The 24,135-nt window shown below is 67.0% G+C and carries 22 protein-coding genes and 1 pseudogene; 11 read left to right on the top strand and 12 right to left on the bottom strand.

What is annotated here, in order from left to right; translation table 11 throughout:
• Positions 1 to 19 precede the first annotated feature (19 nt).
• The 3 genes from ACOJTB_RS07990 to ACOJTB_RS07980 form a co-directional block, all read right to left on the bottom strand.
• Entirely contained in the window at positions 20 to 1,321 is a 1,302-nt protein-coding gene (locus ACOJTB_RS07990) for a GGDEF domain-containing response regulator (RefSeq protein WP_420101996.1), read from the bottom strand.
• A gap of 83 nt (positions 1,322 to 1,404) precedes the next feature.
• Positions 1,405 to 3,174, bottom strand: coding sequence for an ABC transporter permease (locus ACOJTB_RS07985; RefSeq protein ID WP_420101995.1), 1,770 nt, complete (start codon positions 3,172 to 3,174; stop codon positions 1,405 to 1,407).
• 31 nt (positions 3,175 to 3,205) lie between these two features.
• Positions 3,206 to 4,195 carry an ABC transporter substrate-binding protein gene (locus ACOJTB_RS07980; RefSeq protein WP_420101994.1) on the bottom strand — a complete coding sequence of 330 codons (990 nt, stop codon included), beginning with the start codon at positions 4,193 to 4,195 and terminating at the stop codon, positions 3,206 to 3,208.
• A 337-nt stretch (positions 4,196 to 4,532) separates the two neighbouring features.
• Between ACOJTB_RS07980 and tal the strand changes: the two genes are divergently transcribed.
• The gene (tal, locus tag ACOJTB_RS07975) at positions 4,533 to 5,486 is read left to right on the top strand and encodes a transaldolase (protein WP_420101993.1); all 954 of its coding nucleotides are present in this window, start codon (positions 4,533 to 4,535) and stop codon (positions 5,484 to 5,486) included.
• 30 nt (positions 5,487 to 5,516) lie between these two features.
• Here the strand turns inward: tal and ACOJTB_RS07970 are convergent, their stop codons facing one another.
• Together ACOJTB_RS07970 and ACOJTB_RS07965 are read right to left on the bottom strand one after the other, a co-directional pair.
• Entirely contained in the window at positions 5,517 to 6,062 is a 546-nt protein-coding gene (locus ACOJTB_RS07970; protein WP_420101992.1) for a hypothetical protein, read from the bottom strand.
• A 100-nt stretch (positions 6,063 to 6,162) separates the two neighbouring features.
• Complete coding sequence (locus ACOJTB_RS07965; protein WP_420101991.1) at positions 6,163 to 7,845, bottom strand: thiamine pyrophosphate-binding protein; 1,683 nt, start codon at positions 7,843 to 7,845, stop codon at positions 6,163 to 6,165.
• A 66-nt stretch (positions 7,846 to 7,911) separates the two neighbouring features.
• Here ACOJTB_RS07965 and ACOJTB_RS07960 point away from each other — a divergent pair, with 66 nt between their 5' ends.
• Together ACOJTB_RS07960 and ACOJTB_RS07955 are read left to right on the top strand one after the other, a co-directional pair.
• Positions 7,912 to 8,190, top strand: coding sequence for a type II toxin-antitoxin system Phd/YefM family antitoxin (locus ACOJTB_RS07960; RefSeq protein WP_420101990.1), 279 nt, complete (start codon positions 7,912 to 7,914; stop codon positions 8,188 to 8,190).
• A complete protein-coding gene (locus ACOJTB_RS07955) occupies positions 8,160 to 8,540 on the top strand; it encodes a type II toxin-antitoxin system VapC family toxin (protein WP_420101989.1) in 381 nt (126 codons plus the stop codon). Before ACOJTB_RS07960 ends, ACOJTB_RS07955 begins: the two co-directional genes overlap by 31 nt.
• Before the next feature lie 9 nt (positions 8,541 to 8,549).
• Here ACOJTB_RS07955 and ACOJTB_RS07950 read toward each other — a convergent pair whose 3' ends face one another.
• The 5 genes from ACOJTB_RS07950 to amaB all read right to left on the bottom strand — a co-directional run bounded on the left by ACOJTB_RS07950 (position 8,550) and on the right by amaB (position 13,281).
• Positions 8,550 to 9,728 carry a CaiB/BaiF CoA transferase family protein gene (locus tag ACOJTB_RS07950; RefSeq protein ID WP_420101988.1) on the bottom strand — a complete coding sequence of 393 codons (1,179 nt, stop codon included), beginning with the start codon at positions 9,726 to 9,728 and terminating at the stop codon, positions 8,550 to 8,552.
• Positions 9,729 to 9,730: 2 nt separating this feature from the next.
• Positions 9,731 to 10,183 carry a hypothetical protein gene (locus ACOJTB_RS07945; RefSeq protein WP_420101987.1) on the bottom strand — a complete coding sequence of 151 codons (453 nt, stop codon included), beginning with the start codon at positions 10,181 to 10,183 and terminating at the stop codon, positions 9,731 to 9,733.
• Positions 10,180 to 10,314, bottom strand: coding sequence for a hypothetical protein (locus ACOJTB_RS07940; protein ID WP_420101986.1), 135 nt, complete (start codon positions 10,312 to 10,314; stop codon positions 10,180 to 10,182). Before ACOJTB_RS07940 ends, ACOJTB_RS07945 begins: the two co-directional genes overlap by 4 nt.
• A gap of 99 nt (positions 10,315 to 10,413) precedes the next feature.
• The gene (locus ACOJTB_RS07935) at positions 10,414 to 11,610 is read right to left on the bottom strand and encodes an acyl-CoA dehydrogenase (RefSeq protein ID WP_420101985.1); all 1,197 of its coding nucleotides are present in this window, start codon (positions 11,608 to 11,610) and stop codon (positions 10,414 to 10,416) included.
• 141 nt (positions 11,611 to 11,751) lie between these two features.
• Positions 11,752 to 13,281, bottom strand: coding sequence for an L-piperidine-6-carboxylate dehydrogenase (amaB, locus tag ACOJTB_RS07930; RefSeq protein WP_420101984.1), 1,530 nt, complete (start codon positions 13,279 to 13,281; stop codon positions 11,752 to 11,754).
• 242 nt (positions 13,282 to 13,523) lie between these two features.
• Between amaB and ACOJTB_RS07925 the strand changes: the two genes are divergently transcribed.
• The 3 genes from ACOJTB_RS07925 (at position 13,524) to ACOJTB_RS07915 (ending at position 18,512) form a co-directional block, all read left to right on the top strand.
• Positions 13,524 to 14,438, top strand: coding sequence for a LysR family transcriptional regulator (locus ACOJTB_RS07925; protein ID WP_420101983.1), 915 nt, complete (start codon positions 13,524 to 13,526; stop codon positions 14,436 to 14,438).
• A gap of 79 nt (positions 14,439 to 14,517) precedes the next feature.
• The gene (locus tag ACOJTB_RS07920) at positions 14,518 to 15,741 is read left to right on the top strand and encodes an NAD(P)/FAD-dependent oxidoreductase (protein WP_420101982.1); all 1,224 of its coding nucleotides are present in this window, start codon (positions 14,518 to 14,520) and stop codon (positions 15,739 to 15,741) included.
• Positions 15,742 to 16,022: 281 nt separating this feature from the next.
• Positions 16,023 to 18,512, top strand: coding sequence for a methyl-accepting chemotaxis protein (locus ACOJTB_RS07915; RefSeq protein WP_420101981.1), 2,490 nt, complete (start codon positions 16,023 to 16,025; stop codon positions 18,510 to 18,512).
• 12 nt (positions 18,513 to 18,524) lie between these two features.
• Here ACOJTB_RS07915 and ACOJTB_RS07910 read toward each other — a convergent pair whose 3' ends face one another.
• Positions 18,525 to 19,040, bottom strand: a complete 516-nt coding sequence (locus ACOJTB_RS07910; protein WP_420101980.1) for a hypothetical protein — start codon at positions 19,038 to 19,040, stop codon at positions 18,525 to 18,527.
• Positions 19,041 to 19,195: 155 nt separating this feature from the next.
• Here ACOJTB_RS07910 and ACOJTB_RS07905 point away from each other — a divergent pair, with 155 nt between their 5' ends.
• From ACOJTB_RS07905 to ACOJTB_RS07895, 3 genes are read left to right on the top strand one after another with little or no spacing between them, the layout of a single operon-like run.
• The gene (locus ACOJTB_RS07905; protein WP_420101979.1) at positions 19,196 to 19,828 is read left to right on the top strand and encodes a LysE family translocator; all 633 of its coding nucleotides are present in this window, start codon (positions 19,196 to 19,198) and stop codon (positions 19,826 to 19,828) included.
• Between the two features lie 5 nt (positions 19,829 to 19,833).
• Complete coding sequence (locus tag ACOJTB_RS07900; RefSeq protein WP_420101978.1) at positions 19,834 to 20,400, top strand: chromate transporter; 567 nt, start codon at positions 19,834 to 19,836, stop codon at positions 20,398 to 20,400.
• Positions 20,400 to 20,939 (top strand): chromate transporter, encoded by a 540-nt coding sequence (locus ACOJTB_RS07895; protein ID WP_420101977.1) that lies wholly within the window; start codon positions 20,400 to 20,402, stop codon positions 20,937 to 20,939. Before ACOJTB_RS07900 ends, ACOJTB_RS07895 begins: the two co-directional genes overlap by 1 nt.
• A 6-nt stretch (positions 20,940 to 20,945) precedes the next feature.
• On the opposite strand, the gene ACOJTB_RS07890 is transcribed toward ACOJTB_RS07895, so the two are convergent.
• Positions 20,946 to 21,890, bottom strand: a complete 945-nt coding sequence (locus tag ACOJTB_RS07890) for a hydrogen peroxide-inducible genes activator (RefSeq protein ID WP_420101976.1) — start codon at positions 21,888 to 21,890, stop codon at positions 20,946 to 20,948.
• Positions 21,891 to 22,032: 142 nt separating this feature from the next.
• Here ACOJTB_RS07890 and katA point away from each other — a divergent pair, with 142 nt between their 5' ends.
• Together katA and ACOJTB_RS07880 are read left to right on the top strand one after the other, a co-directional pair.
• The gene (katA, locus tag ACOJTB_RS07885; protein ID WP_420101975.1) at positions 22,033 to 23,562 is read left to right on the top strand and encodes a catalase KatA; all 1,530 of its coding nucleotides are present in this window, start codon (positions 22,033 to 22,035) and stop codon (positions 23,560 to 23,562) included.
• Between the two features lie 243 nt (positions 23,563 to 23,805).
• Positions 23,806 to 24,135: pseudogene (locus ACOJTB_RS07880) on the top strand (M20 family peptidase); the annotation flags it as partial.

Raw genomic sequence — 24,135 nt, 5'->3', positions numbered from 1 at the left:
CGAACGGCCCGCCGCAGCTTCAGTCGATGTCGGCGCAGACCTGGTTGCGGCCGTTCTGCTTGGCGCCGTACAGGGCGCGGTCGGCGAGATTGAGCGCCGATTCCAGCGTCTCGTCGCGATCGATCGGAGCGACGCCGATCGACACCGTCATCGGCAGGATTTCTGCTCCGACCCGCACCGGCTCGCTCTCGATCGCCAGGCGCACCGCCTCGGCGATGTCGAAGGTTCGGGTGCTGTCCGATCCCGGCAGCAGGATCGCGAATTCCTCGCCGCCCATGCGCGCCAGCAGATTGCCGCTCGTGCCGAGGACGCGCTCCAGGATCTGCGCCACGCCGGAAAGGGCTTTGTCGCCGCCTTCATGGCCGTAATTGTCGTTCAGCCGCTTGAAATGATCGACGTCCAGCAGCGCGATGGAGCAGGGGCGCCGGCCCTTGCGGGCGTCCTCCAGCAATTGGCGGCCATGCTCGAAGAAATGGCGGCGGTTGTAGAGGCCGGTGAGGTAATCGCGCGCGGCGAGATCCTTCAGCTGGCGCACGCGCCCGAGCGTCTCGACATTCGAGGCGATGCGGCACTGCAGCTCTTCCAGCACGAAGGGCCGCGCGAGGAAATCATGCGCGCCGGCCTTCAGGAAGCCCGCCGAGGTCTGCCGGTCTGTCGAAGAGGAAACGCCGATGATCCGCACTTCCGGGTGATCGCGGCGGATGCGGCGGGCGAGTTCGTAGCCGTCCATGTCCGGCATGTGGTAGTCGCTGACGACCAGCTCGATATCGGGCTGGGTGGCGAGAAGCTGCAGCGCCTCGACGCCGGAGCCCGCCTCGACCACGACATATTGCTGGATCGAGAGCATGCGGGCCAGCACCTTGCGAGTGGTACGCATGTCGTCGACCACGAGGATGCGCCGGCTGCGATTGTCGAGCGCGCGCTTCACGGTGGCGACCAGATTGGGCAGCGCCAGCTCGTTGTCCTTCAGGACGTAGTCGACGACCTCCCGCTCCATGATGCGCTCGCGGGTCGCGAGGTCGAAGGTGGCGGTGAAGACGATGGAGGGAATGGCGTGGCTCACCGTCCAGTCCAGCGCCTCGCCGCGCGGAGCGTCCGGCAGGTTGAGATCAACCACGGCGACCGCGAAGCCGGCCGGGTTGGCCGCGATCAGCGCGTCGAGATCCTTGAGGCAGGAGCAGGTCGTGACCGGAAGGCCGGTATCGGCCTCGAGGAACTGGCGTAGTGCGGTGGCGAATGTCCGGGAATCCTCGATCACGAGGATGCCTGCGGGGGCGGCAGGCGAGCGGATATCCGCGGCGAGGAGGGGGGCGCTATCCATGCGCGCATGATGGCGCAGCGCCACTTAATGATTCGTGACGCTACGGCACTGGAATGAAAAGAAAAAGCGGCGACCTCGCCGCCTCAGACCCGCCAGGGCAGCACATGTCCGGGCAGGCGGCGGCCGAGACGGTCCAGCAGCAGCATGGCGAGGAGGATCACCGCGCTGGCGCTGATCGCGATCGCGGCCGCCTCGCCGGCGAGGCCGGCCTCCTTCAGGCTGAACAGCACGACGCCCAGCGTCTCGGTTCCGGAAGACCAGAGCAGCGCCGAGACGGTGAGCTCGTTGAAGGCGACGAGGAAGACCATGAGGGCCGAGACCGCCGCCGCCGGCGCCAGGATCGGGGCGACGATGTAGCGCAGCATCTGCCAGCCGCCGGCGCCATCCAGCCGCGCCGCCTCCTCGTGATGCGCCTCGATCTGCGCCATGGCCGCGACAGGCGCCTTCAGCGCCAGGGGCAGGAAGCGGGCGAGATAGGCGAAGAGAATGATGAAGGGCGTGCCATAGAGGCTGACGCCGATCAGCGGCAGCGGCTTCAGGAACAGCAGGATGCAGGCGATCGCGAGCACCACGCCCGGCAGCGCATAGGGCAGCTCGGTGACCAGTTCCACCGCACGGCGCAGCCGCCCCAGCCGCCGCTCCAGCGCATAGGCGAAGGCGATGGCGCCGAGCGCGAGCAGGACGCCGGCCGCCGCCGCGAACAGGAAGGAGTTTCGGAGCGCCCGGATCGTCACGCCCTGGCGCAGCAGCACCTCGGCGAATTTGTCGAAGGTGAGACTCTGCCAGCTCAGGGGCACGCCGAGCGCCGGCGTCAGCGCGTCGCAAAGCAGCGCCAGCAGCGGCAGGCCGAGCTTCAGCAGCAGCAGCAGCCCGAGCGCCACAGAAACGGCCGGGCGCGCCGGCCCCAGCCGCCAGTAAGGCTCCAGCGGCCGGTCGATCTCGACTCGCCCGCCTTGGCGCCGGCTCAGGGCGAGCCCGGCCGCGATGCCGAGCGCGGCGACCAGCCCGACCAGCACGGCCAGAGCCGCAACCTCCGGCAGGCTCTCGGGCCCGAAGCTGGAGAGGCGCCGATAGATCAGCGTCGGCAGGGTGAGGTAGTTCACCGGCATCCCCAGCAGTGCCGGAATGCCGAAATTGCCGATGCCCGCGACGAAGGCGAGCAGCGCGGCGGCGATCAGTTGCGGCCGCAGCACGGGCAGCACGATCCGGGCGGTGATCGTAGCCGGCCCCGCGCCTTCAAGCTGAGCCGCCTCGATCAGCGACTGCGGAATGCTGCGCAGCCCGCTCCACAGCGTCATCGCCACGAGCGGCGCATGATGCAGCGCCATGACGAGGACGATGCCGCCCCGGCCGAGCAGCGGATTGGCCGTGCCCGGCGCAGGCGCGAGGCCGAGCGCCCCCAGCAGCGAGGATTGCGGAGCGAGCAGGCTCAGGAATGCCAGCGCCGCCACCTGCGGCGCGATCATCATCGAGAACACGAAGCCGAAGGCCAGGGGCCGCTTGCCGCGCATGTCGGTGACGCCGATCGCCAGTGCGATCACCGTGCCGATCACCAGCGCGCCGAGCGCCGAGCACAGGGCGGTGTCCAGCGTGTGCAGCGTGGCGTTGACGGCAGCCCGGCTGGAGAGCGCCTCCAGCGCGAGATCGGGCGCGAAGCGCCCGCCCGGCATCAGCGCCGCCAGAACCAGCCTCAGCACCGGAAGCGCCCCGAACAGCAGCGCCGCGAGGATCGTCAGGGCCGGCAGAAAAGGCGCCGCCGGCACGCGCCGAAGCGAGAGCCACGGGGGCAGGCCCGCCGTGTCATCCCGTTGCCCGGCGCGCCGCTTCCCGGCGCGGCCATAGGCCAGCGTCACGGCAAGCACGCTCCCGCTGGGCCGACGGCTCTCACTCGAAGATGCCGCTGAAGCGCTTGCGGGCGGCGTTGGAATCCTCCAGCGCCTTGGCGGCGTCGAAGGGCATCAGCTTGATCTCGCCCCGCGGCGGGTAGCCGGCGGGCAGGGTGGTGCTCGCCAGCGCGGGGATATAGCCCTGTTTGGACGCGACCTCCTGCCCGTCCCTGGACAGCAGGAAGTCGATGAAGGCCTGCGCCGCAGCGGCGTTCTTCGTGCCCTTCAGGATCGCGACCGGCTCGCTCACCGCCGAGACGCCCTCGCTCGGGAAGACGAACTCCACCGGCGCGCCCTTGGCCTTCTCGCGGATCGGCATGAAATCGACGATCATGCCGTAGAGCTTCTCGCCGGTGGCCACCTGGCGCAGGATGTCGCCATTGGCGCCGGCCGCAAGCGCGGCGTTTTCCTTCAGCTTCTCGTAATAGCCCCAGCCATCCTTGAGATTGCCGGTCAGCGTCATCGTGTGGATCAGCGCCGCGCCGGAATTCAGCGGGCTCGGCATCGCCACGAGGTTCTTGGCCTCGGCCTTGGTCAGGTCGAGCCAGCTCGTGGGCTTCAGCGGCGCCTTGGTGTTGTAGACGATGCCGGTGGTGATCAGCTTGGTCGCGAACCAGGCCTTGCCCGGGTCATGGATGCCGGCGGGATAAGCCGAGACGTCCGCCTTGTCGTAAGCTTCGAGCCGGCCTTCCTTCTTCAGCCCTTCCATGGTGACCGAATCGGCGATCAGCAGCAGGTCGGCCTGGGCCGCGCCCGCCTCGAACTCCGCCCGGAGCTTGGCGAGGATACGAGGCGTGCCATCGCGCACGAAGGAGATGTCCACCTTCGGATACTTGGCCTTGAAGGCATCGACCGTCTGCTGCGCGTCGGTGTTGGGCTGGCTCGTATAGAGCACGAGCTTGCCTTCGACGGGCTGTGCCTGCGCGGCTCCCGCCAGCGCCAGCGCCAGAGCGAGCGTCGCCGCGACGCCGAAAACAGTGCCACGCATGATAAGCCTCTCCACCGATGATCCGCCGGGATGGGTGCCGGTAGTCTCTCTATACGACAGTTCGATGAAGAGCTGTCGCAATCATGTCACCGGCTGCGGCCATGCCCGGGGCACATGCGGCGGTTCGGAGCGGCCGGGCTCGCAAATCCCGTCCGGAAACGCCACATTGGGAGAGGCGCGGGCCGGCGTGACGAGCCCGCCAGCCGCGCGACGGCATCGCTGGTCTGAAGTGCACGCACTTTGCGGACCCAGCCGATGCGCTCACAATGACGCCGAGTGCGGGAATCGCCTCCTTTCGGAGGCGCGCTGCTCGGGCAAGGGACGGGACAGGGATAAAATGGCTTCCAAACTCGATCAGCTCCGCGAGATGACCACCGTGGTCGCCGATACCGGCGACATCGAAGCGGTGCGCCGTCTCAAGCCCGTCGATTGCACCACCAATCCGACGCTGATCTTCAAGGCCGTCGAGACGCCGGCCTATGCCCATCTCGTCGACGAGGCGATCGAATGGGGCCGCAAGCAGGGCGGCGGCGAGAAGGCGGTTCAGGCGGTCTGCGACCGGCTCGCCGTCAGCTTTGGTACGGAACTGACCAAGATCGTTCCCGGCCGCGTCTCCACCGAGGTCGATGCCGATCTCTCCTTCGATGGCGAGGCGACGATCGAGAAGGCGCGCGGCATCATCGCGGCCTATCAGGAGCGCGGCGTCGAGCGCGAGCGCATCCTCGTCAAGATCGCCTCGACCTGGGAGGGGCTTCAGGCCGCCAAGGTGCTGCAGGCCGAAGGCATCGACTGCAACCTCACCCTGCTCTTCAGCCTCGCTCAGGCCGTGGCCGCCGCCGATGCCAAGGCCTTTCTGATCTCGCCCTTCGTCGGGCGCATCCTCGACTGGCACGTCAAGGCCGGCGGCGGACCCTACACCGCCGAGACCGATCCCGGCGTTGTCTCGGTCCGCAGCATCTACGCCTATTACAAGACCTATGGGATCGACACCGTCGTCATGGGCGCGTCCTTCCGCAACACCGGCGAGATCGAGGCGCTGGCCGGCTGCGACCGCCTGACCATCGGGCCGGGACTCCTCGACGAACTCGCGGGGGCGACGGGCGATCTGCCGCGTAAGCTCAAGCCGGACTCGCCGGGCGAGGCGCCTGCCAGGCTCGACCTCGACGAAAGGGCCTTCCGCTTCGCGATGAACGAGGATGCTATGGCGACCGAGAAGCTCGCCGAGGGCATTCGCGGCTTCGTCAAGGATCTGCGCAGCCTGCGCAAGCTCGTCGCCGCAAAGCTCGGCTGACGCCCGAAGCCCGTGGTGCCGCGGCCCGCCTCAGCGGGTCGCTGTCTCGATCGGCAGTGTGCGGCTCGGCCTCGCCGAGGCGGTTTCCGTGCCGGCGGGCGCAGCATTGGCTGGGGCATTGTCCTGGAAGAAGGTACGCCCGCCAGCGGCAGCGGCCTGCAACTGCCCCCGCCAGCCCTTGTCGCCGGCCTTGCCGCCCAGCGCCGAGAAATCGGCCTTGGTCATGAAGTCTGCGTCGCGGCCCTGATACACCATCACCCCCCGGGCCGTGACGACGATGTCCCCCCGGCGCAAGGTCGGGTCCTTCAGATACCAGTTCGGGTCGCGGGACGGATCGAGCTGCACCACGGGCGGCGAGGGCTTGCTCGACACCTCCGGGAAGCTCTGGCGCTTCGGTTTCACCGTGACGTTCAGCGGGTCGGAACTGTCCAGCGGAGCCACCGGCACCGGGCGCTGAGGAGCGCCGAAGAACGCACGCGCGAAATCGTCGAAGATGTTCGCCGCCTGCACCGGCGATGCGCCGAGCAGCATGAGCCCAACGGCGGCACCCAAGCCTGCCGAAGCCTTGCGAAGCATTGTCTCGATCTCCTGTGCGCGGTCGCTCTCACAACGATCCATCGTCGTGAAAGGTTCGCGACAGGAGCTGCGGATGGGCAGATTTTTTCTGCCGGCAGCGCTAACAAATCTTGTCCTGCGCGGCCAGAGCCTCCTGCCGGATTGTCGACAGGGATTTGGCCGGGGTGATCGCTTCGGGATCGAGCAGGCAATGGATGATCGCCGGCTTGCCCGAGGCGACGGCCCGCTCGAAGGCGGGGGCGAAGTCTTCCGTCGTCTCCACCCGCTCGCCATGGCCGCCGAAGGCCTTCGCATAAGCGGCGAAATCCGGATTCTTCAGCGTCGTAGCCGAAACGCGGCCAGGATAATGCTTCTCCTGATGCATGCGGATCGTGCCGTACATGCCGTTATCGACGACGATCACGATCACCGGCAGGTCATATTGCACGGCTGTCGCGAAATCCTGCCCGTTCATCAGGAAGCAGCCATCGCCGGCAAAGGCGACGACCGTTCGCTCGGGAAAGAGTCGCTTGGCGCCGATCGCGGCCGGCACGCCATAGCCCATCGAGCCGCAGGTCGGGGCGAGCTGCGTCGCGAATTGATTGAAGCGGTGGAAGCGATGGACCCAGGTCGCGTAATTGCCGGCGCCGTTGCAGAGGATCGCATCGTCCGGCAGGCGGTTGCGCAGCCAGCGCACCATCTCGCCGGGATGGAACGTCCCGGCGACCGGCGCGGGCTGCTCGCTCCAGGCGAGATAGGCCTCATGCGCCTGCGCGGCGGCACCTGTCCAGGCGATCTCCTGCGGCGGATGCACGGTCTCGAGCGCGGCGCAGAAGGCGGTCGGCGAGGCGTTGATGGCGAGCGAAGGCCGGTAGACCCGGCCGAGTTCTTCCGGGTCGGGATGGACATGCACCAGCGGCCGCCCGGGATTGGGGATGCCGAACAGCGTGTAGGACTGGCTCGGCATCTCCGACAGCCGCCCGCCGACGAGCAGGACCAGATCGCTCTCCTGAATGCGCGCCAGCAGCTTGGGATTCGGCCCGATGCCGAGATCGCCCGCGAAATTCGGATGGTCGGCCGGAAACAGCATCTGCCGGCGGAAGGACACGGCGACGGGCAGCTCGAAGCGCTCGGCGAAGCGCTGGAATCGCTCGATCGCCTGCGGGTTCCACCGCGAGCCGCCGAGGATCGCGATCGGCTTCTTCGCCGCCCAGAGCCGCTTCTGCAGGTCGATGGTCTGGAGCAGCGAGGGATGCGTCTCGGTCTGCTGGTAGGGTTCGGCGTCCTCCACCGCGGCAAGGTCGGTCAGCACGTCTTCCGGCAGCGCGATCACCACCGGGCCTGGACGGCCGGAGGTCGCGACATGGAAGGCGCGGCTGATGATCTCCGGGATGCGCGCGGCGTCGTCGATCTCGGTCGCCCATTTCGTCATGCTGCCGAAGACGGCACGGTAATCCAGTTCCTGAAAGGCCTCGCGCTCGCGCATGCCGCGCTCGATCTGCCCGACGAAGAGAATGAGCGGCGTCGAATCCTGATCCGCGATATGGATGCCGGGCGAGGCGTTGGTGGCGCCGGGACCGCGCGTGACGAAGCAGATGCCGGGCTTGCCGGTGAGCTTGCCGGCGGCCTCCGCCATCATGCAGGCGCCGCCCTCGGCCCGGCAGATGGTGACCTTCAGGCTGGCGTCGTGCAGTGCGTCGAGCACGGCCAGATAGCTCTCGCCCGGCACGCAGAAGGCGTCGGTCGCGCCTTGGAGAATGAGCTGGTCGACGAGGATCTGCCCGCCGGTGCGAGGTGTCGTCATTGCGGGGTTCCTGTGACTTGACTAAGTTGGTCATCTTGCAAGATGCGCTTGCAAAAGGAGGCGGCCGTGACCCGCGTCACCGTGCACGAAGCCAAGACCCATCTCTCGCGCCTGCTCGAAGAGGTCGAGAAGGGCGGCGAGGTTGTGATCTCGCGGCGCGACAAGCCGATCGCCCGGCTCGTGCGGATCGAAGCGGAGGCCGAGGCCAAGCCGGCGCGCCGGCCGGGGCGCTTGCAGGGGCTGATCCAGGTTGGGAACGAAATATTCGACCCGCTGCCTGAGGATGAGTTGCGGCTTTGGGAAGGGCGAGACGATTGGGACTTCTTCTCGACACCGCAACGCTGATTTGGTGGATTTACGATGCCCGCCGACTGCCGGCCGTCGCTCTTCGGGCTATCGAAGAGGATCGCGTCTTTGTCAGCTCCGTAACGGCGATGGAGCTGGCAACGAAGCTGCGTATCGGAAAGCTGCCGCAAGTCGAAGGTCTCGTGGCTGGATTCGCTGAGCATTGCGCGATCGAGCGCTTCGAGATTCTGCCGCTGCGTCATGAACATGCGCTGCGCGGCGGCTCTGTTCGCGCCGAGCACCGCGATCCCTTCGACCGCATGCTCGCCGGCCAGGCGATCGTGGAAGAGCTCACGATCGTTTCGCCCGACACCGCTTTCGAGACGCTCGGCGCCCGCCGTCTCTGGTGACGCGCCCATTCAGTCGCCCCCGCCCCAGGCCGGATCGTTCAGAATCTCGTCGGCATGCTCGCCCAGCCCCGGGCTCGGCCGGGGTGCGACCTGCCGCACGCCGTCCATCACGATCGGCGAGGCGACGCTCGGAATGGTGCCGCCTTTGGCTGCCGTGTTCGGCAGATCGACCCGCACGCCGCGCGCGACGACCTGCTTGTCGGCGAAGACCTCGGCGACGTCGTTGATCGGCCCGGCCGGCACATGCAGCGTTTCCAGCACCGCGAGCAGGTCCGCCTTGGCGTGACGCTGGCAGAGCCGGTGGAGATGCACCGTCAGCGCGACGCGGTTCTTCACCCGCGAGCGGTTGTCGACATAGTCGGGGTGCTCGGCCAGCGCCGGCTCGCCCAGCGCCTCGCAGAGCTTGCGCCACTGCCCGTCATTGCCAGTGGCGATGATGATATGGCCATCCGCGACCGGAAACACGTCATAGGGCACGATGTTGGGATGGGCATTGCCGAGTCGCGGGGGCAGCGCGCCGGAAACGAGATAGTTCATCGCCTGGTTGCCGAGCACGGCGATCTGGGCATCGAGCAACGCCATGTCCAGCGTCGCGCCTTCGCCGGTGGCGTCGCGGCGGCGCAGCGCCGCCAGAATGCCGACCGTCGCATACATGCCGGTGAAGATGTCGGCCGTGGCATAGGCCGCCTTGATCGGCCCGCCGTCGGGTTCGCCGGTCAGAGACATCACGCCGCCCATGCCCTGCACGAGAAAATCATAGCCGGCGCGCGGCGCATAAGGCCCGGTCTGGCCGAAGCCGGTGACGGAGCAATAGATCAGCCGCGGGAAGTCGCGGCGCAGCGAGGCGGCATCGAGCCCGTATTTGACGAGCCCCCCGACCTTGAAGTTCTCCACCACGATATCGGCATGGGCGGCGAGGCGGCGCACCAGCGCTTGCCCTTCCGGCGTGCGGAAATCGGCCGTGATCGAGCGCTTGCCGCGATTGGCGGAGTGGAAATAGGCGGCCGAGAGGTTCTCGCCATCCGCGCCTTCCACGAAGGGCGGGCCCCATTTGCGGGTGTCGTCGCCCTCCGGCGCTTCGACCTTGACGACATCGGCACCGAGATCGGCGAGCAACTGCCCGATCCAGGGCCCGGCGAGGATGCGCGCGAGCTCGAGGACGCGCAGGCCGGCGAGGGGGGGAGTCACGGTTAGCCGCCAGGAATAATATTGAGAGAAACTTTGCCGAAACCGACAGCGACTAAGAACGTAATGGCCAATGAGATGAGCCAGGCCACAACATTAAGGGCAATCGAAATCCACCATTTCGTACTATTTTTTATTTCTTCGATAACTTCATTTTTAGATCCAATGATCGTCTCGGTGCGAGTTCGTTCCTGAATCTCTGGCTCGGCGGAAAGGACGACCTGCTCACCGTAAACCTCAAGCCGCCGGAAAGCATTCGCGCGATATTGCTCGATAAGGCCGGGCGTCAGAAGTTTATAGTGAGCCTTTAAGTCGTCGTCCGTATTCTCACCTGAAAGAGCATAGTCCCTCTTATCCCGCTTGTAGGTTGCATAGGCCAGCAGTCCGACAAGATCGTCGTCGGCCGGATCGTCAATTTTGACGAGGCGCTCGAAGGCTTTCGAATATTCCCTCGTCATTTTTTACGGCCGGAGTCTCGAATCGCCTGCTCGACGATGTCAGGATCGATCCGCCTGCGCACTTTACCATCCGGCCCCATGATTTCTCGCAGGACGGAAGCGCTGCGCCCGGCAGAAGGCTTGATGTCCATAAAACGGCCCGACTCCGACGACCGGCTGACCCAGTTTCCGGACCTCGGCGAATTTTTCGAACCTGGCATATCGTCCTCCAATTGACAGAGGCTAGCACATTAGAAAAACGCCTGCAGGCCGGTGATCGCCCGGCCGAGGATCAGCGCGTGGACGTCATGCGTGCCCTCATAGGTGTTCACCGTTTCGAGGTTCGCCGCATGGCGCATCACCTGATACTCGATCTGGATGCCGTTGCCGCCATGCATGTCGCGGGCCTGGCGGGCGATGTCGAGCGCCTTGCCGCAATTGTTGCGCTTGACGAGGCTGATCATCTCCGGGGCCATCCTGCCCTCGTCCATCAGCCGGCCGACGCGCAGGGAGCCCTGCAGGCCGAGCGTGATCTCGGTCAGCATGTCGGCGAGCTTCTTCTGGTAGAGCTGCGTCTGGGCGAGCGGCTTGTTGAACTGCTTGCGGTCGAGCCCGTATTGCCGGGCCCGGTGGAAGCAGTCCTCGGCGGCGCCCATCACGCCCCAGGAAATGCCGTAGCGCGCGCGGTTGAGGCAGCCGAACGGGCCCTTCAGACCCGAGACGTTCGGCAGGAGGTTCTCCTCCGGCACGATAACGCCGTCCATCACGATCTCGCCGGTGATCGAGGCGCGCAGGCTGAGCTTGCCGCCGATCTTCGGCGCGGAGAGGCCCTTCATGCCCTTTTCGAGGATGAAGCCGCGGATCTGGTTGTCATGCGCGGCCGACTTCGCCCAGACGACGAAGACATCGGCGATCGGCGAGTTCGAGATCCACATCTTGGAGCCGGACAGCTTGTAGCCATCCGCGACCTTTTCGGCGCGGGTCTTCATGCCGCCGGGGTCGGAGCCGGCATCCGGCTCGGTCAGGCCGAAGCAGCCGACGAACTCGCCCGAAGCGAGCTTCGGCAGATACTTCTTGCGCTGCTCCTCGCTGCCATAGGCGTAGATGGGATACATCACCAGCGAGGACTGGACGCTCATCATCGAGCGATAGCCCGAGTCGATGCGCTCCACCTCGCGGGCGACCAGCCCGTAGGAGACGTAATTGGCGCCGGCGCAGCCATATTCTTCCGGCACGGTGACGCCGAGCAGGCCGAGCTCGCCCATTTCGTTGAAGATCGAGCGGTCGGTCTTCTCGTCCAGATAGGCGTCGTGGATGCGGGGGCTCAGCTTTTCCTGCGCATAGTCGCGCGCCGTGTCGCGGATCAGCCGCTCATCCTCGCTCAGCTGCTCGTCGAGCAGGAAGGCGTCGTCCCATTTGAGCTCGGCGAGCTTGTGTTCGGCGGCCATCTTGGTTCTCTCCCGTCTTGTTCTTGCCGACCGTCATTGCGAGGAGCGAAGCGACGAAGCCATCCAGGGGGACGTCGAGCGCTGCCGCTCCTGGACTGCTTCGCTGCCGCTCGCAATGACGGGGTCTGTCACTGCAATCCTTCACGCATCCACATCGAAGCTGACGCCCTGCGCCAGCGGCAGCGTGGTGCCGAAATTGAGCGTGTTGGTGGCGCGGCGCATATAGGCCTTCCAGGCGTCGGAGCCGGCCTCGCGGCCGCCGCCGGTCTCCTTCTCGCCGCCGAAGGCCCCGCCGATCTCGGCGCCTGAGGGGCCGATATTGACGTTGGCGATGCCGCAATCGGAACCCTCGTCGGAGACGAACAGCTCGGCCTCGCGCATGTTGAGCGTGAAGATCGAGGAGGAGAGGCCCGCGCCGACCGCGTTTTGCATCGCGATCGCCTCGTCGAAAGAGTTGTACTTCATCACATAGAGGATCGGCGCGAAGGTCTCGCGCTCTACCGGGCCGCACTGCCGGGGCATCTCGACCAACGCCGGGCGCACATAGAAACCGCCGGCACCGACATCGACCTTTTCGCCGCCATGAACGGTGCCGCCCTCGGCGCGGGCCTCGCCCAGCGCCTTCTGCATGCCCTGATAGGCGCCCTCGTCGACCAGCGGGCCGATCAGCACGCCAGCCTCGCGCGGATCGCCGATCTTGACGCTCGCATAGGCCTTGATCAGCTTTGGCACGAGCTGGTCGTAGACGCTCTCATGCACGATCAGGCGCCGCAGCGTGGTGCAGCGCTGGCCGGCGGTGCCCATCGCGGCGAAGGCGATCCCGCGCAGCGCGATGTCGAGATCGGCCGAGGGCGCGACGATCGCGGCATTGTTGCCGCCGAGTTCGAGGATGGCGCGGGCGAAGCGGGCGGCGAGCTTCTGGCCGACCTCCTTGCCCATGCGGGTCGAGCCTGTGGCCGAGACCACCGGCACGCGATGATCCTGCACCAGGATATCGCCGACCTCGCGCCCGCCGATCAGCACTTCGGAGAGGCCGACCGGCGCTTCGGGCCCGAAGCGCTTCATCGCCTTCAGCGTGATGGCCTGCACCGCGAGCGCGGTGAGCGGCGTCTTCTCGGAGGGCTTCCAGACGACGCTGTCGCCGCAGACGAAGGCCAGCGCCGCGTTCCACGACCAGACCGCGACCGGGAAGTTGAAGGCCGAGATCACGCCGCAGACGCCGAGCGGGTGCCATGTCTCCATCATCCGGTGGTTCGGGCGCTCGGTCGCGATGGTGAGCCCGTAGAGCTGGCGCGAAAGACCGACCGCGAAATCGCAGATGTCGATCATCTCCTGCACCTCGCCGAGGCCCTCGGAAACGATCTTGCCGGCTTCGAGCGTCACGAGCAGGCCGAGATCTTCCTTGGCGGCGCGCAGCTCCTCGCCGAGGAGGCGCACGAACTCGCCACGGCGCGGCGCCGGCACCTTGCGCCAGGCAAGGTAAGCGGCCTGCGCCCGGCCGATGGCAGCCTCGGCCTCGGCAGGCGTCGTCTCGCGCAGCGTGGCGACCGTCTCGCCAGTCACCGGAGAGCGGGCCGACAGGCCGGCCTGCGCATAAGCGGACTCCGTGACGCCGAGCCGCTCCAACAGAGCGAGCGTGTCCTTGGGGAGGGAGGTGGTCATCATTGTCATCCTGATCGGCAGCAATCCGCAGCCCTCATCCTGAGGAGCAAGCGCGAGCTGGCTTCTGGATGGATGGACCCGTGGGTTCCGTAACCTCCGGGGCCATCATTCGAGACGCCGCTGTCGCGGCTCCTCAGGATGAGGGCTCGTGGCGGGCCGCTCAGTGAACGGTCCGGCTTTCGCAGCGACAATGCCCTCTTCCCCCTGCGCAGGGCAACCGATATGTTCTCACCACTTGGTGAGCTTTTCTCATGAACGATGCGCTGATTCCGGGCCGCCACTCGGTCCCGTCCCTGTCGGCCCTCGCAGCGTTCGAGGCGGCGGCGCGGCATGGCAGCTTCACCCGCGCGGCGGAGGAGCTGAACCTCACCCAGGGCGCGGTCAGCCGGCAGGTGGCGCAGCTGGAGAAAGGCCTCGGCGTCGCTTTGTTCGAGCGCGCCAAGAAGCGCGTCAGCCTCACCGCGGCCGGCGCCGCCTATGCCGCCGACATCCGCGACGGCCTCTCCCGCCTGGCACTGGCGACGGTCTCCGCCATGGCCTTTCGCGGCGCCGCAGGCGTGCTCAACCTCGCCAGCCTGCCGACCTTCGGCACGCGCTGGCTGATCCCGCGCCTGCCGCGCTTCACCGAGGCGCATCCCGGCATCACCATCAACTTCGCCAGCAAGCTGGTGCCGTTCGACTTCGGGCGCGAGCCTCTCGACGCCGCCATCCATTTCGGCGAACCGGTCTGGCCGGGCGCCAGGCTGCACCGGCTGATGGGGGAGGAGATCGTGCCGGTGGCCTCGCCGGCCCTGGTCGAACGCTTCGGCATCGACGAACCGGTCGATATGCTGAAACTGCCGCTGCTGCAGCAATCGACCCGGCCCCGCGCCTGGGCGAACTGGCTGGAGCGGCAGGGCCTGCCCCCGCAGCGAGCGATGATGGGGCCGCGTTTCGAGCAGTTCGCCATGGTGGCGCAGGCGGCGGTGGCCGGGCTCGGCCTCGCCATCGTGCCGCGCTTTCTCGTCGAGGAGGAGTTGCGTTCGGGGGCGCTGGTCATCCCGGTCGATCGGCCGGTGACCGGCGAGGAGGGGTATTACCTCGTCTACCCGGCCGAGAAGGCGGGCCTGCCGACGGTCATCGCCTTTCGCGACTGGCTGCTGGCCGAATGCGGGGCCGGCGGCTGAGTCCTCTCGACAACCCGGCTCCGGCGCGTCATTCATGCGCGCAAGTCACCAACCGCCGCTCGATCCCGCCGAGGCCGCCATGCCGTCCGCCCGCGAAACTGCCGACGTCGTCATTTGCGGGGGAGGGGTCATCGGCTCGTCCGTGGCCTATCATCTCGCGGCCGACCCGGACTTCACGGGCAGGGTCGTGGTCGTCGAGAAGGATCCGACCTACCGCTACTCCGCCTCGGCGCTCTCGGCGGCATCGATCCGTCAGCAGTTTTCCAGCGCGGTGAACATCCGCATTTCGCTGCACGGCATCGCCTTCCTGCGCAGCATCGGCGAGCATCTGGGCGTGGATGGCGAGGAGCCGGCGATCGACCTGCACGAAGGCGGCTATCTCTATGTCGCCGATGCGGCGGGTGCGAAAATCCTCGAGGCCAATCAAAGCGTTCAGCAGCGGGAAGGCGCCGATATCGCGCTTTATGATGCGGCCATGCTGCGCAGCAAATTCTCCTGGCTCAACACCGAGGACCTCGCCTGCGGTACTTATGGTGTCAGCGGGGAGGGTTGGTTCGACGGCTGGGCCCTGTTGCAAGCCTTTCGCAAGAAGGCGCGTAGCCTCGGCGTCGAATACCGGCAGGGCGAGGTTGCCCGTTATATCGAGGAAGGCGGCCGTATCGCCGCGGTCGAGCTGGCCGATGGCAGCCGCATCGCCTGCGGCGCGGCGGTCAACGCCAGCGGCACGCATGGCGCGAGGCTGGCCGCGACCGCCGGCATCGCCATCCCGGTCAAATCGATGAAGCGCTACATCTTCACCTTCACCTGCAAGGGCGAGGTCGATAACTGCCCCCTGCTGATCGACGTCAGCGGCGCCTGGTGCCGGCCGGAGGGGCAGCGCAGCGCCGAAGGCCAGCTCTTCATCGGCTCCTGCTCGCCGCTGACCCCGGAGCAGGATGTCGAATGGGTCGAGACGGATCCGACCGTCGAGGATGTCGACTGGCCCTTCTTCGAGGAGGCGGTGTGGATGCCGCTGGCGCATCGCATCCCCGCTTTCGAGCAGATCAGGCCCGGCCGCGCCTGGGCCGGCCCCTACGACATGTGCGGGCTCGACCACAACGCCATCGTCGGCCCGGCGGTCGGCGTCCCGAACCTCTATCTCGCCAACGGCTTCTCGGGCCATGGGCTGCAGCAATCGCCGGCGGTGGGCCGCGGGCTGGCCGAGCTCATCGCGCATGGCCGCTATCGCTCGCTCGACCTCGCCGATCTCGGCCACGAGCGCATCGTCGCCGGGCGCCCCCTTGCGGAGGCGAATATCATCTGAGGCTGGGCCGCGCGGGTGCCGTGCAGGGTATTGCTCCAGGTCAATTGACCCAGATCAAAGGCGATATCTTTCATGATACTAAAGTCGTCTATTTTTCGAAGCGAAGTGAGAGGTTTCCATCAAAGACAGTAAACAAAACCGGCGGGCTATAATGATTTATTAGCCGGTCTCTTGCATTCTGGTCGCGGATCGGCACGGGGCTGGGATGCTGCATGAACGTTTTCACGAAGGCCTTGAGCCGTGTGGGCGCCGGGAATGCCCGGGATGCAATCCGCAACAGGATGACGAGCGATCGCCTGGAGGGGGTCGAGGCCGGGCTGTTCCGCTTTGGCGGCAAGCCATCTCCGCTGGCGCTCGCCTTCATCTCCCCCAATGCCGATTTCGATGCCGTGTCGCGGCAACTGGCGAGCCTCGCCGGCGAGACCCGCCTGATCGCGGTCAGCACCGCCGGCGAGCTCTGCTCGCAGCCCGATGGTGGCCTGTATCTCGGCACGCCTTCCGATTGGCGCACGGTGGTGATCCAGGTGTTCTCGCCGGCGCTGATCGGCGAGGCGCAGATCGTCAGCGTGAAGCTGCACAGCGAGGATCTGCGCGGTGGGGGCGGAACGCCCGTCGATCTCGACACGCGGATCGAGAAGCTGGCGGGTGAACTCTCCCGCGTGGCGCCGTCCATGCGGATCGATGCGCGTGATACCTTCGCGCTGACCTTTCTCGATGGCCTCTCCAAATCGGAGAACTACTTTCTGGAGGCGGTCTACCGCACCGGCAAGTTCCCTTGCATGTTCATGGGCGGCTCTGCCGGCGGCAAGCTCGACTTCCGCCGTACCCAGATCTTCGACGGCCAGCGCGTGCTGGAGAACCATGCGGTCATCGCCTTCGTGAAGATGGCGCCGCGGCAGCGCTACGGCCTGTTCCGCAGCCATAACTTCCGCCGCACCGAGCGCTCCTTTACGGTCGTCCGCGCCGATCTCAGCCAGCGCACGGTGCAGTCTGTTTTCGACCACCAGACCGGGCGCGTGACCTCCTTCATCGAGGCGATGGCAAGCGCCTTCGGCTGCGGCGCCGATCAGGTCCAGGCCTCGCTCGGCAAGCGCGCCTTCGGTATCGAGATCGAGGGCGAGATCTTCGTGCGCTCGGTCGCCGGCTTCGATCTTCCGGCGGATGAGGTCGCCTTCTATTGCGATGTCGCGCCGGGTGACCGGCTCTATGTCCTCGAGGAAACCGATTTCCTGCAGCAGACCCGCCAGAACATCGACGCCTATCTCGCCGACAAGCCGCGCCCTTCGGGCGTCTTCCTGAGCGACTGCATTCTCAGGCGCCTCTCCAATGGCGATCAACTGGCCCGCGCGACCGATCTCTGGCCTGTCCCGGCCGCCGGCTTCTCGACTTTCGGCGAGCTGTTCGGCATCAACATCAACCAGACGCTCTCGGCGATCGTCTTCTTCAGCGATGTCGACGACAGTTTCCGCGACCCGCTGGTCGACAACTTCCCTGTGCTCTACGCCAAGTTCTCGAATTATTTCAGCCGCCGGACTCTGGCCCGGCACGAGCGCGCCCGTTCGCACGAGCTTTTGAAGCTCGCCTTCGGCGAGGTGATCGAGGCGGCCGTTGCCGGCGATTTCTCCAAGCGTGTCTCGGCGCAGTTCCCGGACGAGGAACTCAACAAGCTCGCCGTCAGCGTCAGCACGCTGGTGGACACGGTCGATCGCGGCCTGGGCGAAACCGGGGAGGTGCTCTCCGCCCTCGCCGAGGGGGACCTGACCCGTCTGGTCGTCTCCGATTATCGCGGCCGCTTCGCCGATCTGAAGCAGGCGATCAACGGCACGATCGACCGACTCTCGCAGACCCTGCAGACCATTCAGACCACCTCCAGCGAGGTCGCGGGTTCGGCGCAGGAGATCCGCTCGGGTGCGATCGATTTGTCGGACCGCACCGAGCAGCAGGCGTCGAGCCTGGAGGAAACTGCGGCAACGACGGAGGAACTCGCGGCTTCGGTGAAATCCAGCGCAACCGGTTCGCGCCAGGCGGCGGCTCTCGCGCAGGAGGCGCTGAAGACCGCGGACGAGGGCGGGGACATCGTGCGCCGCGCCGTGGACGCCATGCAGCGCATCGACCAAGGCGCCCGCAAGATCTCCGAGATCAATGCCGTGATCGACGGCATCGCCTTCCAGACCAATCTGCTGGCGCTCAACGCGGCCGTCGAGGCAGCCCGGGCCGGCGAGGCCGGCAAGGGCTTCGCCGTCGTCGCTTCCGAGGTGCGCACCCTCGCCCAGCGCTCGTCAGAGGCGGCCAAGGACATCACCGCCCTGATCTCCTCCTCCAGCGCGGAAGTCCGAGAGGGCGTCGAGCTGGTCGAGCAGGCCGGACAGGCACTGGAGCAGATCGTTTCCGCCTCGCGCAGGGTTTCGACGACCGTCGCCGAGATCGCCGCCGCCTCCGGCGAGCAGGCGAGCGGCATCGACGAAATGGCTCAGGCGGTTTCGCATATGGACGAGATGACGCAGCAGAACGCGGCACTCTCCGAGCAGAGCGCGGCTTCCGCCGCAGCGCTCAGCTCCCAGATCGAGCGACTGAATCAGCTCGTCGCCGCCTTCAGGCTGCGGCGCGGCCCGGTTGTGGCTGCTCCGGTCCGCAGCCTGGCGCCGCCCGCGCCCCGATTGGCCGAACCGGTTCGCAATGCGGCACCGCGCCCCGCCCGGCTGGTGCCGCAGCCCCCGCCTCCCGCGCCCCGCAAGGTCGCCAATGGCAGCACGGGCTGGGAGGAGTTCTGAGCGTCGCGCCGCTCAGCGGCTCTCGCGCGCGGCGCTCTGCGCCGCCTCGTCGTCTTCAGCCGGATCTTCATCCCCGAGCTCCGGCGAGATGCTGGCCGTCGTCGACTGGCTCAGGCGTTGGAACAGGCCCAGCCCCACCAGCGCCAGCACGGCGATGGACATCAGCAGCGCCGGATAGACGATGTTGCCCATCGTCTCGCGCGAGGTCTTGGCGATCAGCACCAGCGATTCCAGCGACAGCGCGACGATCATGATGGTCATGAACTTCGTCAGCGAGCCGCGCGCCTCGGACGGGCGGCGCAATTCCCGGTCGGAGACGACCTCTTCCTCGTAGAGGAACTTGCCGACATCGGCGACGGCGACCGCGATGATGATCAGCCCGATGCCGTCGAGCATGGTCTCCAGCGCGCCGTCACCCGTCCAGAAGCCGTTTGCGGCTCGATAGATCGCGACGCCGATCAAGGCGATCGACGCGCAGAGCAGCGCGATCGAGATCGCGATGTAGAGAACGCGGCTGAACAGCGACATCATCTCCCCCCGAGACGGCAGGGTAACGGAGAGCAAGGTGCTGGAGTTCCGCGGGCGCCGCATGACCGCGCAAGGGGCTAGGCATGCGGCCTGCGTCGTTGCGCCGGGCCGAAAGCCATGCTCGAACCATCTCAGCGTTCACGGGACTTCCGATCATGCCTGATCTCGCGCATCTCCTCCCCTTCGCGCTGATCGCGCTCGGTATGGGTCTGACGCCCGGGCCGAACATGATCTACCTGATCTCGCGCTCCATCGCCCAGGGGGCGGGCGCGGGCATGATTTCGTTGGCCGGTGTGGCGCTCGGTTTCGTCTTCTACATGCTCTGTGCCGCGTTCGGCATCACGGCGCTGCTCTTCGCCGTGCCCTATGCCTATGACGCGCTTCGGCTGGGTGGCGCGGCCTACCTTCTCTGGCTCGCATGGCAAGCCGTGAAGCCCGGCGGCCGCTCGCCCTTCCAGGTCAAGGACCTGCCGGTCGACGGGCCGCGTAAGCTCTTCCTGATGGGCTTCCTCACCAATCTGCTGAATCCCAAGATCGCCATGCTCTATCTCGCGCTGCTGCCGCAATTCATCGATCCGGCGGCTGGCGATGTCCTCTCCCAGTCACTCGTGCTCGGCGCCGTGCAGATCGCGATCAGCGTCAGCGTCAACGCGCTGATCGCGCTCGCCGCCGGCAGCATCGCGGTCTTCCTGCGCACGAGGCCGTTCTGGGCGCTGGTTCAGCGCTGGCTGATGGGAACCGTTCTCGCGGGCTTCGCCGTCAGGATGGCGATGGAATCACGGCGCTGACCGGCATGGCGGCGCATGATGGCGGCGAGGCCAGGCCGGCACCGTCCCTGCCCGACCTCTTCACCGGCTTCCTCAAGATCGGGTTGATGGGCTTCGGCGGCGTCGGGCCTGTCGCTCGCCACATCATCGTCGCCGAGCGCGGCTGGCTCGACGACCGTGCCTATGCCGAGCTGATGGGGATCTGCCAGGCGCTGCCGGGCGCCAATACCGTCAACGCGGCCGTGGTGCTGGGCGACCGCTTCCGTGGCGCTGCCGGCGCGCTGACCTGTGTCTTTGCGCTGATGGCGATGCCGCTGATCTGCCTCGTCGCGCTGGCCAACGTGTACGACGCCTTCTCGAGCCATCCGCTGGCGCAGATCGCGCTGACCGGCGCCGCCGCCAGCGCGGCGGGCCTTATCCTCGGCACGGCACTGCGGCTGATGAGCAAGGCGGGGCTGGCGCTCTGGGCCTGGGGCGTGGCGGGCGCGTCCTTCCTCGCCATCGGCGTGCTGCGCCTGCCGATGCTGCCCGCCCTGCTGGTGCTCGTGCCGCTCGCGCTGGTGGTCGCCACGCTCTCTGCGAGGCGCCGCTGATGGAGCGCGGCGTCTTCACCCAGCTCGTCGTCACCTTCGGCACGATCTCGCTGCTGGCGATCGGCGGCGCCAATGCCGTCGTGCCGGAGATCCATCGGCAGGTCGTCGATCTCCTCGCCTGGATGGATGCGCCGACCTTCGCGCGGCTCTTCGCCATCGCCCAGACGGCGCCCGGCCCCAACGTCATGCTGGCCAGCATCGTCGGTTGGCAGGTGGCGGGCATTCCCGGGCTGCTGGTCGCGACCTTCGCGATGCTGATCCCCTCCTCGCTGTTGGCACTGGCCTGCGGCCGGGGGCTGCGGCGCTGGAGCGATCATGGCGTCGTCAAGGTCGTGACGCTGGCGCTGGTGCCGATCGCGCTCGGGCTGATGCTGGCGAGCGGCGCCGTCGCCACCTTCGCCGCCGATGCGGGCCTGTTCGGCTACGCCATCACGGCGGCGACGGCGCTCGTCACCTATCGCTCCAAGGTGAACCCGCTGGTGCCGATGGCGGTCGGCACCCTGGCCTATGTGCTGGTCTGGCTCGCTGGCCTGGCCTGAAACGGCTCATCCCGGCAGCGAGACGATCTGTGGCTCCGTCGCAGCCATGCGGGCGTCGCCGGGCTCGCCGATGTCCTTCAGGATCGCACCCAGCGCCTCGAAATCGGCCTTGCGTCCCGAACTGCGCCGCCAGGCGAGGCCGATCGACCGGCTGGGGGCGGGCGGGGCGAAGCGGAAAAGCCTCACCGGCATGTCGGGCCGCAACTCCACCGCCAGCGCCATCGCCGGCAGCAGGGTGCTGCCGAAGCCGTTGGCCACCATCTGCATGATCGTCGACAGGCTGGAGGCGCCATATTGCCTGCGCGAGCCGCCGGGCACCGTTCCGCAGACGCTGAGCGCCTGGTCGCGCAGGCAGTGGCCCTCCTCCAGCAGCAGCAGGCCTTCGCCGGCAAGGCCGCGGCCGGGATCGAAGGGTTCCAGATGCGGCTGCGGCCTGCGCGGCGCGGCGAGCAGGAACGGATCGTCGAACAGCGGCAGCGTCGCGATGCCGGCCCGCTCGATCGGCAGGGACAGGAGCGCCACATCGAGCCGCCCTTCCGCCAACTCCTCAAGCAGCGTCGCCGTCTGGGTTTCGCGCAGGCGCAGCTGGAGCCCGGGATGGCGCTGCTGCATCAGCGGCAGCGCCGCCGGCAGCAGATAGGGTGCGATCGAGGGAATGACGCCCAGCCCCAGCGGGCCCTCGAGAAGGCCGCGCTGGCGGCGCGCATGGTCTACGAGATCGTTCGCCTCCAGCAGGATGCGCTGCGCCCGCTCGGCGATTTCGGCGCCCATCTCCGTCAGCGCCACCGCGCCGCGCCGCCGTTCCACCAGCTGGCAGCCGAGCTCGGCCTCCAGCTCCTGGATCTGCAGCGAGAGCGCCGGCTGGCTGACATGGCATTCTTCCGCGGCCCTGCCGAAATGGCACTGGCGGGCCAGGGCGGAGAAATAGCGCAGCTGTTTCAGGCTGATCATCGGCGATTTGATAAACTTATCGTGGACGGCCGTAAACGGTATTGGACATTGTCGTCACAAAGGGCTGTTAGTTCGACCAATTCCAAACGAAGGGCGTCGCCTTGCGCCCTCCGGAATGCTTTCGAGACAGGGAGAGGCTTCGATGTCCAAAGACGATCTCAAGACCCCGCACACCGGCGCCACGATGACGACCTCGGCCGGCGCGCCGATCCCGGACAACCAGAATTCCATCACCGCCGGCGCGCGCGGCCCGGTGCTGCTGCAGGACTACCAGCTCATCGAGAAGCTCGCCCATCAGAACCGCGAGCGCATCCCGGAGCGTGCCGTCCACGCCAAGGGCTGGGGCGCCTATGGCACGCTGACCATCACCGGCGACATCTCGAAATACACCAAGGCCAAGGTGCTCCAGCCGGGCACGCAGACGCCGCTGCTGCTGCGCTTCTCGACCGTGGCCGGCGAAATGGGCGCGGCCGATGCCGAGCGCGACGTGCGCGGCTTCGCGATCAAGTTCTACACGCCGGAAGGCAATTGGGACCTCGTCGGCAACAACACCCCGGTCTTCTTCGTGCGCGACCCGGTGAAGTTCCCCGACTTCATCCACACCCAGAAGCGGCACCCCAAGACCAATCTGCGCTCGCCGACGGCGATGTGGGACTTCTGGTCGCTGTCGCCTGAGAGTCTCCACCAGGTCACCATCCTGATGTCCGATCGCGGCCTGCCGACCGATGTGCGTCACATCAACGGCTATGGCTCGCACACCTTCTCGTTCTGGAACGACAATGGCGAGCGCTATTGGGTGAAGTTCCACTTCAAGACCCTGCAGGGCCACAAGCACTGGACAAACGAGGAGGCCGAGAAGGTCATCGGCAAGACCCGCGAGTCGACGCAGGAGGATCTCTACAACGCGCTGGAGCGCGGCGAATTCCCGAAATGGAAGGTTCAGGTCCAGATCATGCCGGAGCTGGACGCCGAGAAGACGCCCTACAACCCCTTCGATCGCACCAAGGTCTGGCCGCATGCCGATTATCCGCCGATCGACATCGGCGTGATGGAGCTGAACCGCAACCCGGAGAACTACTTCACCGAGGTCGAGAACGCGGCCTTCTCGCCGTCGAACATCGTTCCCGGCATCGGCTTCTCGCCCGACAAGATGCTGCAGGCGCGCATCTTCTCCTATGCCGACGCCCATCGTCATCGCCTCGGCACGCATTACGAGACGATCCCGGTCAACCAGCCGAAATGCCCGGTGCATCACTATCACCGCGACGGCCAGATGAACGTCTATGGCGGCATCAAGACCGGCAACCCGAACGCCTATTACGAGCCGAACTCCTTCGGCGGGCCCGTCGAGGCGCCTGCCGCCAAGGAGCCGCCGCTGCGGATCTCGGGCGATGCGGACCGCTACAACCACCGCATCGGCAATGACGACTACAGCCAGCCGCGCGCGCTGTTCAATCTGTTCGACGCCGGCCAGAAGGAGCGCCTCTTCTCCAACATCGCCGCGGCGATGGGCGGCATTCCCCACGAGATCGAGGAGCGCCAGCTGGCGCATTTCGACAAGGTCCACCCGGATTACGGCAACGGCGTGCGCCGCGCGCTCGCCAAGGCGGACGGCAAGGCCCGCCCGGCGATCTCGGTGACCCCGGCGACGCCGCAGGAAGCCGCGGAGTAAGGCTGCTCCACTCGCGATGACATCAGGGCCGCGGCGAAAGCCGCGGCCTTTTTTCGTTTCCAGTTCGCCTTGCCGGCATTGCGAGGAGCGCAGCGACGAAGCAATCCAGGGGACCGGGCGAGCGCTCACCCGGTCCCCTGGATTGCTTCGCTTCGCTCGCAATGACGGGGCGCATCGATGGCGGTTCAGTCCCTCATGGAACCGGTCTAGGCTTGCCCGGATACCGTCCGAAGGAGCCTGCCCGTGCCACTCACCGCCGCCGAACAAAAGGTCATCGACTGGCTCGCGAGCCGGAAGGAGGGCATGGTCGCGCTGCTGCGCGAACTGGTCGATACCGATTCAGGCTCCTACGACAAGGCGGGCGTCGACCGTGCCGGGGCCGTCATCGCCAAATTTCACGAGGCGAACGGGCTCAGCGTCGAAATCCTGCCGGACAGCCGCTTCGGCGATGCGGTCAAGGCGAGGCTGCCGAACCCGACCGCGAACGACCAGCGCCCGGTGCTGCTGCTCGGCCACCGCGACACGGTCTTCCCGCAGGGCGAGCCGACGCGCCGGCCCTTCACCATCAAGGGC

This window comes from Allobosea sp. (genome assembly GCF_048595345.1).
Taxonomy (GTDB): domain Bacteria; phylum Pseudomonadota; class Alphaproteobacteria; order Rhizobiales; family Beijerinckiaceae; genus Allobosea.
Note: the sequence above shows the minus strand (reverse complement) of the source record. Positions and strands in the feature narration are given on the sequence as shown.

Coding starts and splice junctions, on each gene's coding strand:
- ACOJTB_RS07945 (WP_420101987.1), bottom strand. CDS start 10,183: ATGACGAGGGAATATTCGAAAGCCTTCGAGCGCCTCGTCAAAATTGAC.
- ACOJTB_RS07900 (WP_420101978.1), top strand. CDS start 19,834: ATGGCGGCGCATGATGGCGGCGAGGCCAGGCCGGCACCGTCCCTGCCC.
- ACOJTB_RS07935 (WP_420101985.1), bottom strand. CDS start 11,610: ATGGCCGCCGAACACAAGCTCGCCGAGCTCAAATGGGACGACGCCTTC.
- ACOJTB_RS07890 (WP_420101976.1), bottom strand. CDS start 21,890: ATGATCAGCCTGAAACAGCTGCGCTATTTCTCCGCCCTGGCCCGCCAG.
- ACOJTB_RS07990 (WP_420101996.1), bottom strand. CDS start 1,321: ATGGATAGCGCCCCCCTCCTCGCCGCGGATATCCGCTCGCCTGCCGCC.
- amaB (WP_420101984.1), bottom strand. CDS start 13,281: ATGACAATGATGACCACCTCCCTCCCCAAGGACACGCTCGCTCTGTTG.
- ACOJTB_RS07915 (WP_420101981.1), top strand. CDS start 16,023: ATGACGAGCGATCGCCTGGAGGGGGTCGAGGCCGGGCTGTTCCGCTTT.
- ACOJTB_RS07925 (WP_420101983.1), top strand. CDS start 13,524: ATGAACGATGCGCTGATTCCGGGCCGCCACTCGGTCCCGTCCCTGTCG.
- ACOJTB_RS07910 (WP_420101980.1), bottom strand. CDS start 19,040: ATGTCGCTGTTCAGCCGCGTTCTCTACATCGCGATCTCGATCGCGCTG.
- ACOJTB_RS07965 (WP_420101991.1), bottom strand. CDS start 7,845: ATGACGACACCTCGCACCGGCGGGCAGATCCTCGTCGACCAGCTCATT.
- ACOJTB_RS07905 (WP_420101979.1), top strand. CDS start 19,196: ATGCCTGATCTCGCGCATCTCCTCCCCTTCGCGCTGATCGCGCTCGGT.
- ACOJTB_RS07980 (WP_420101994.1), bottom strand. CDS start 4,195: ATGCGTGGCACTGTTTTCGGCGTCGCGGCGACGCTCGCTCTGGCGCTG.
- katA (WP_420101975.1), top strand. CDS start 22,033: ATGTCCAAAGACGATCTCAAGACCCCGCACACCGGCGCCACGATGACG.
- tal (WP_420101993.1), top strand. CDS start 4,533: ATGGCTTCCAAACTCGATCAGCTCCGCGAGATGACCACCGTGGTCGCC.
- ACOJTB_RS07920 (WP_420101982.1), top strand. CDS start 14,518: ATGCCGTCCGCCCGCGAAACTGCCGACGTCGTCATTTGCGGGGGAGGG.
- ACOJTB_RS07940 (WP_420101986.1), bottom strand. CDS start 10,314: ATGGACATCAAGCCTTCTGCCGGGCGCAGCGCTTCCGTCCTGCGAGAA.
- ACOJTB_RS07895 (WP_420101977.1), top strand. CDS start 20,400: ATGGAGCGCGGCGTCTTCACCCAGCTCGTCGTCACCTTCGGCACGATC.
- ACOJTB_RS07970 (WP_420101992.1), bottom strand. CDS start 6,062: ATGCTTCGCAAGGCTTCGGCAGGCTTGGGTGCCGCCGTTGGGCTCATG.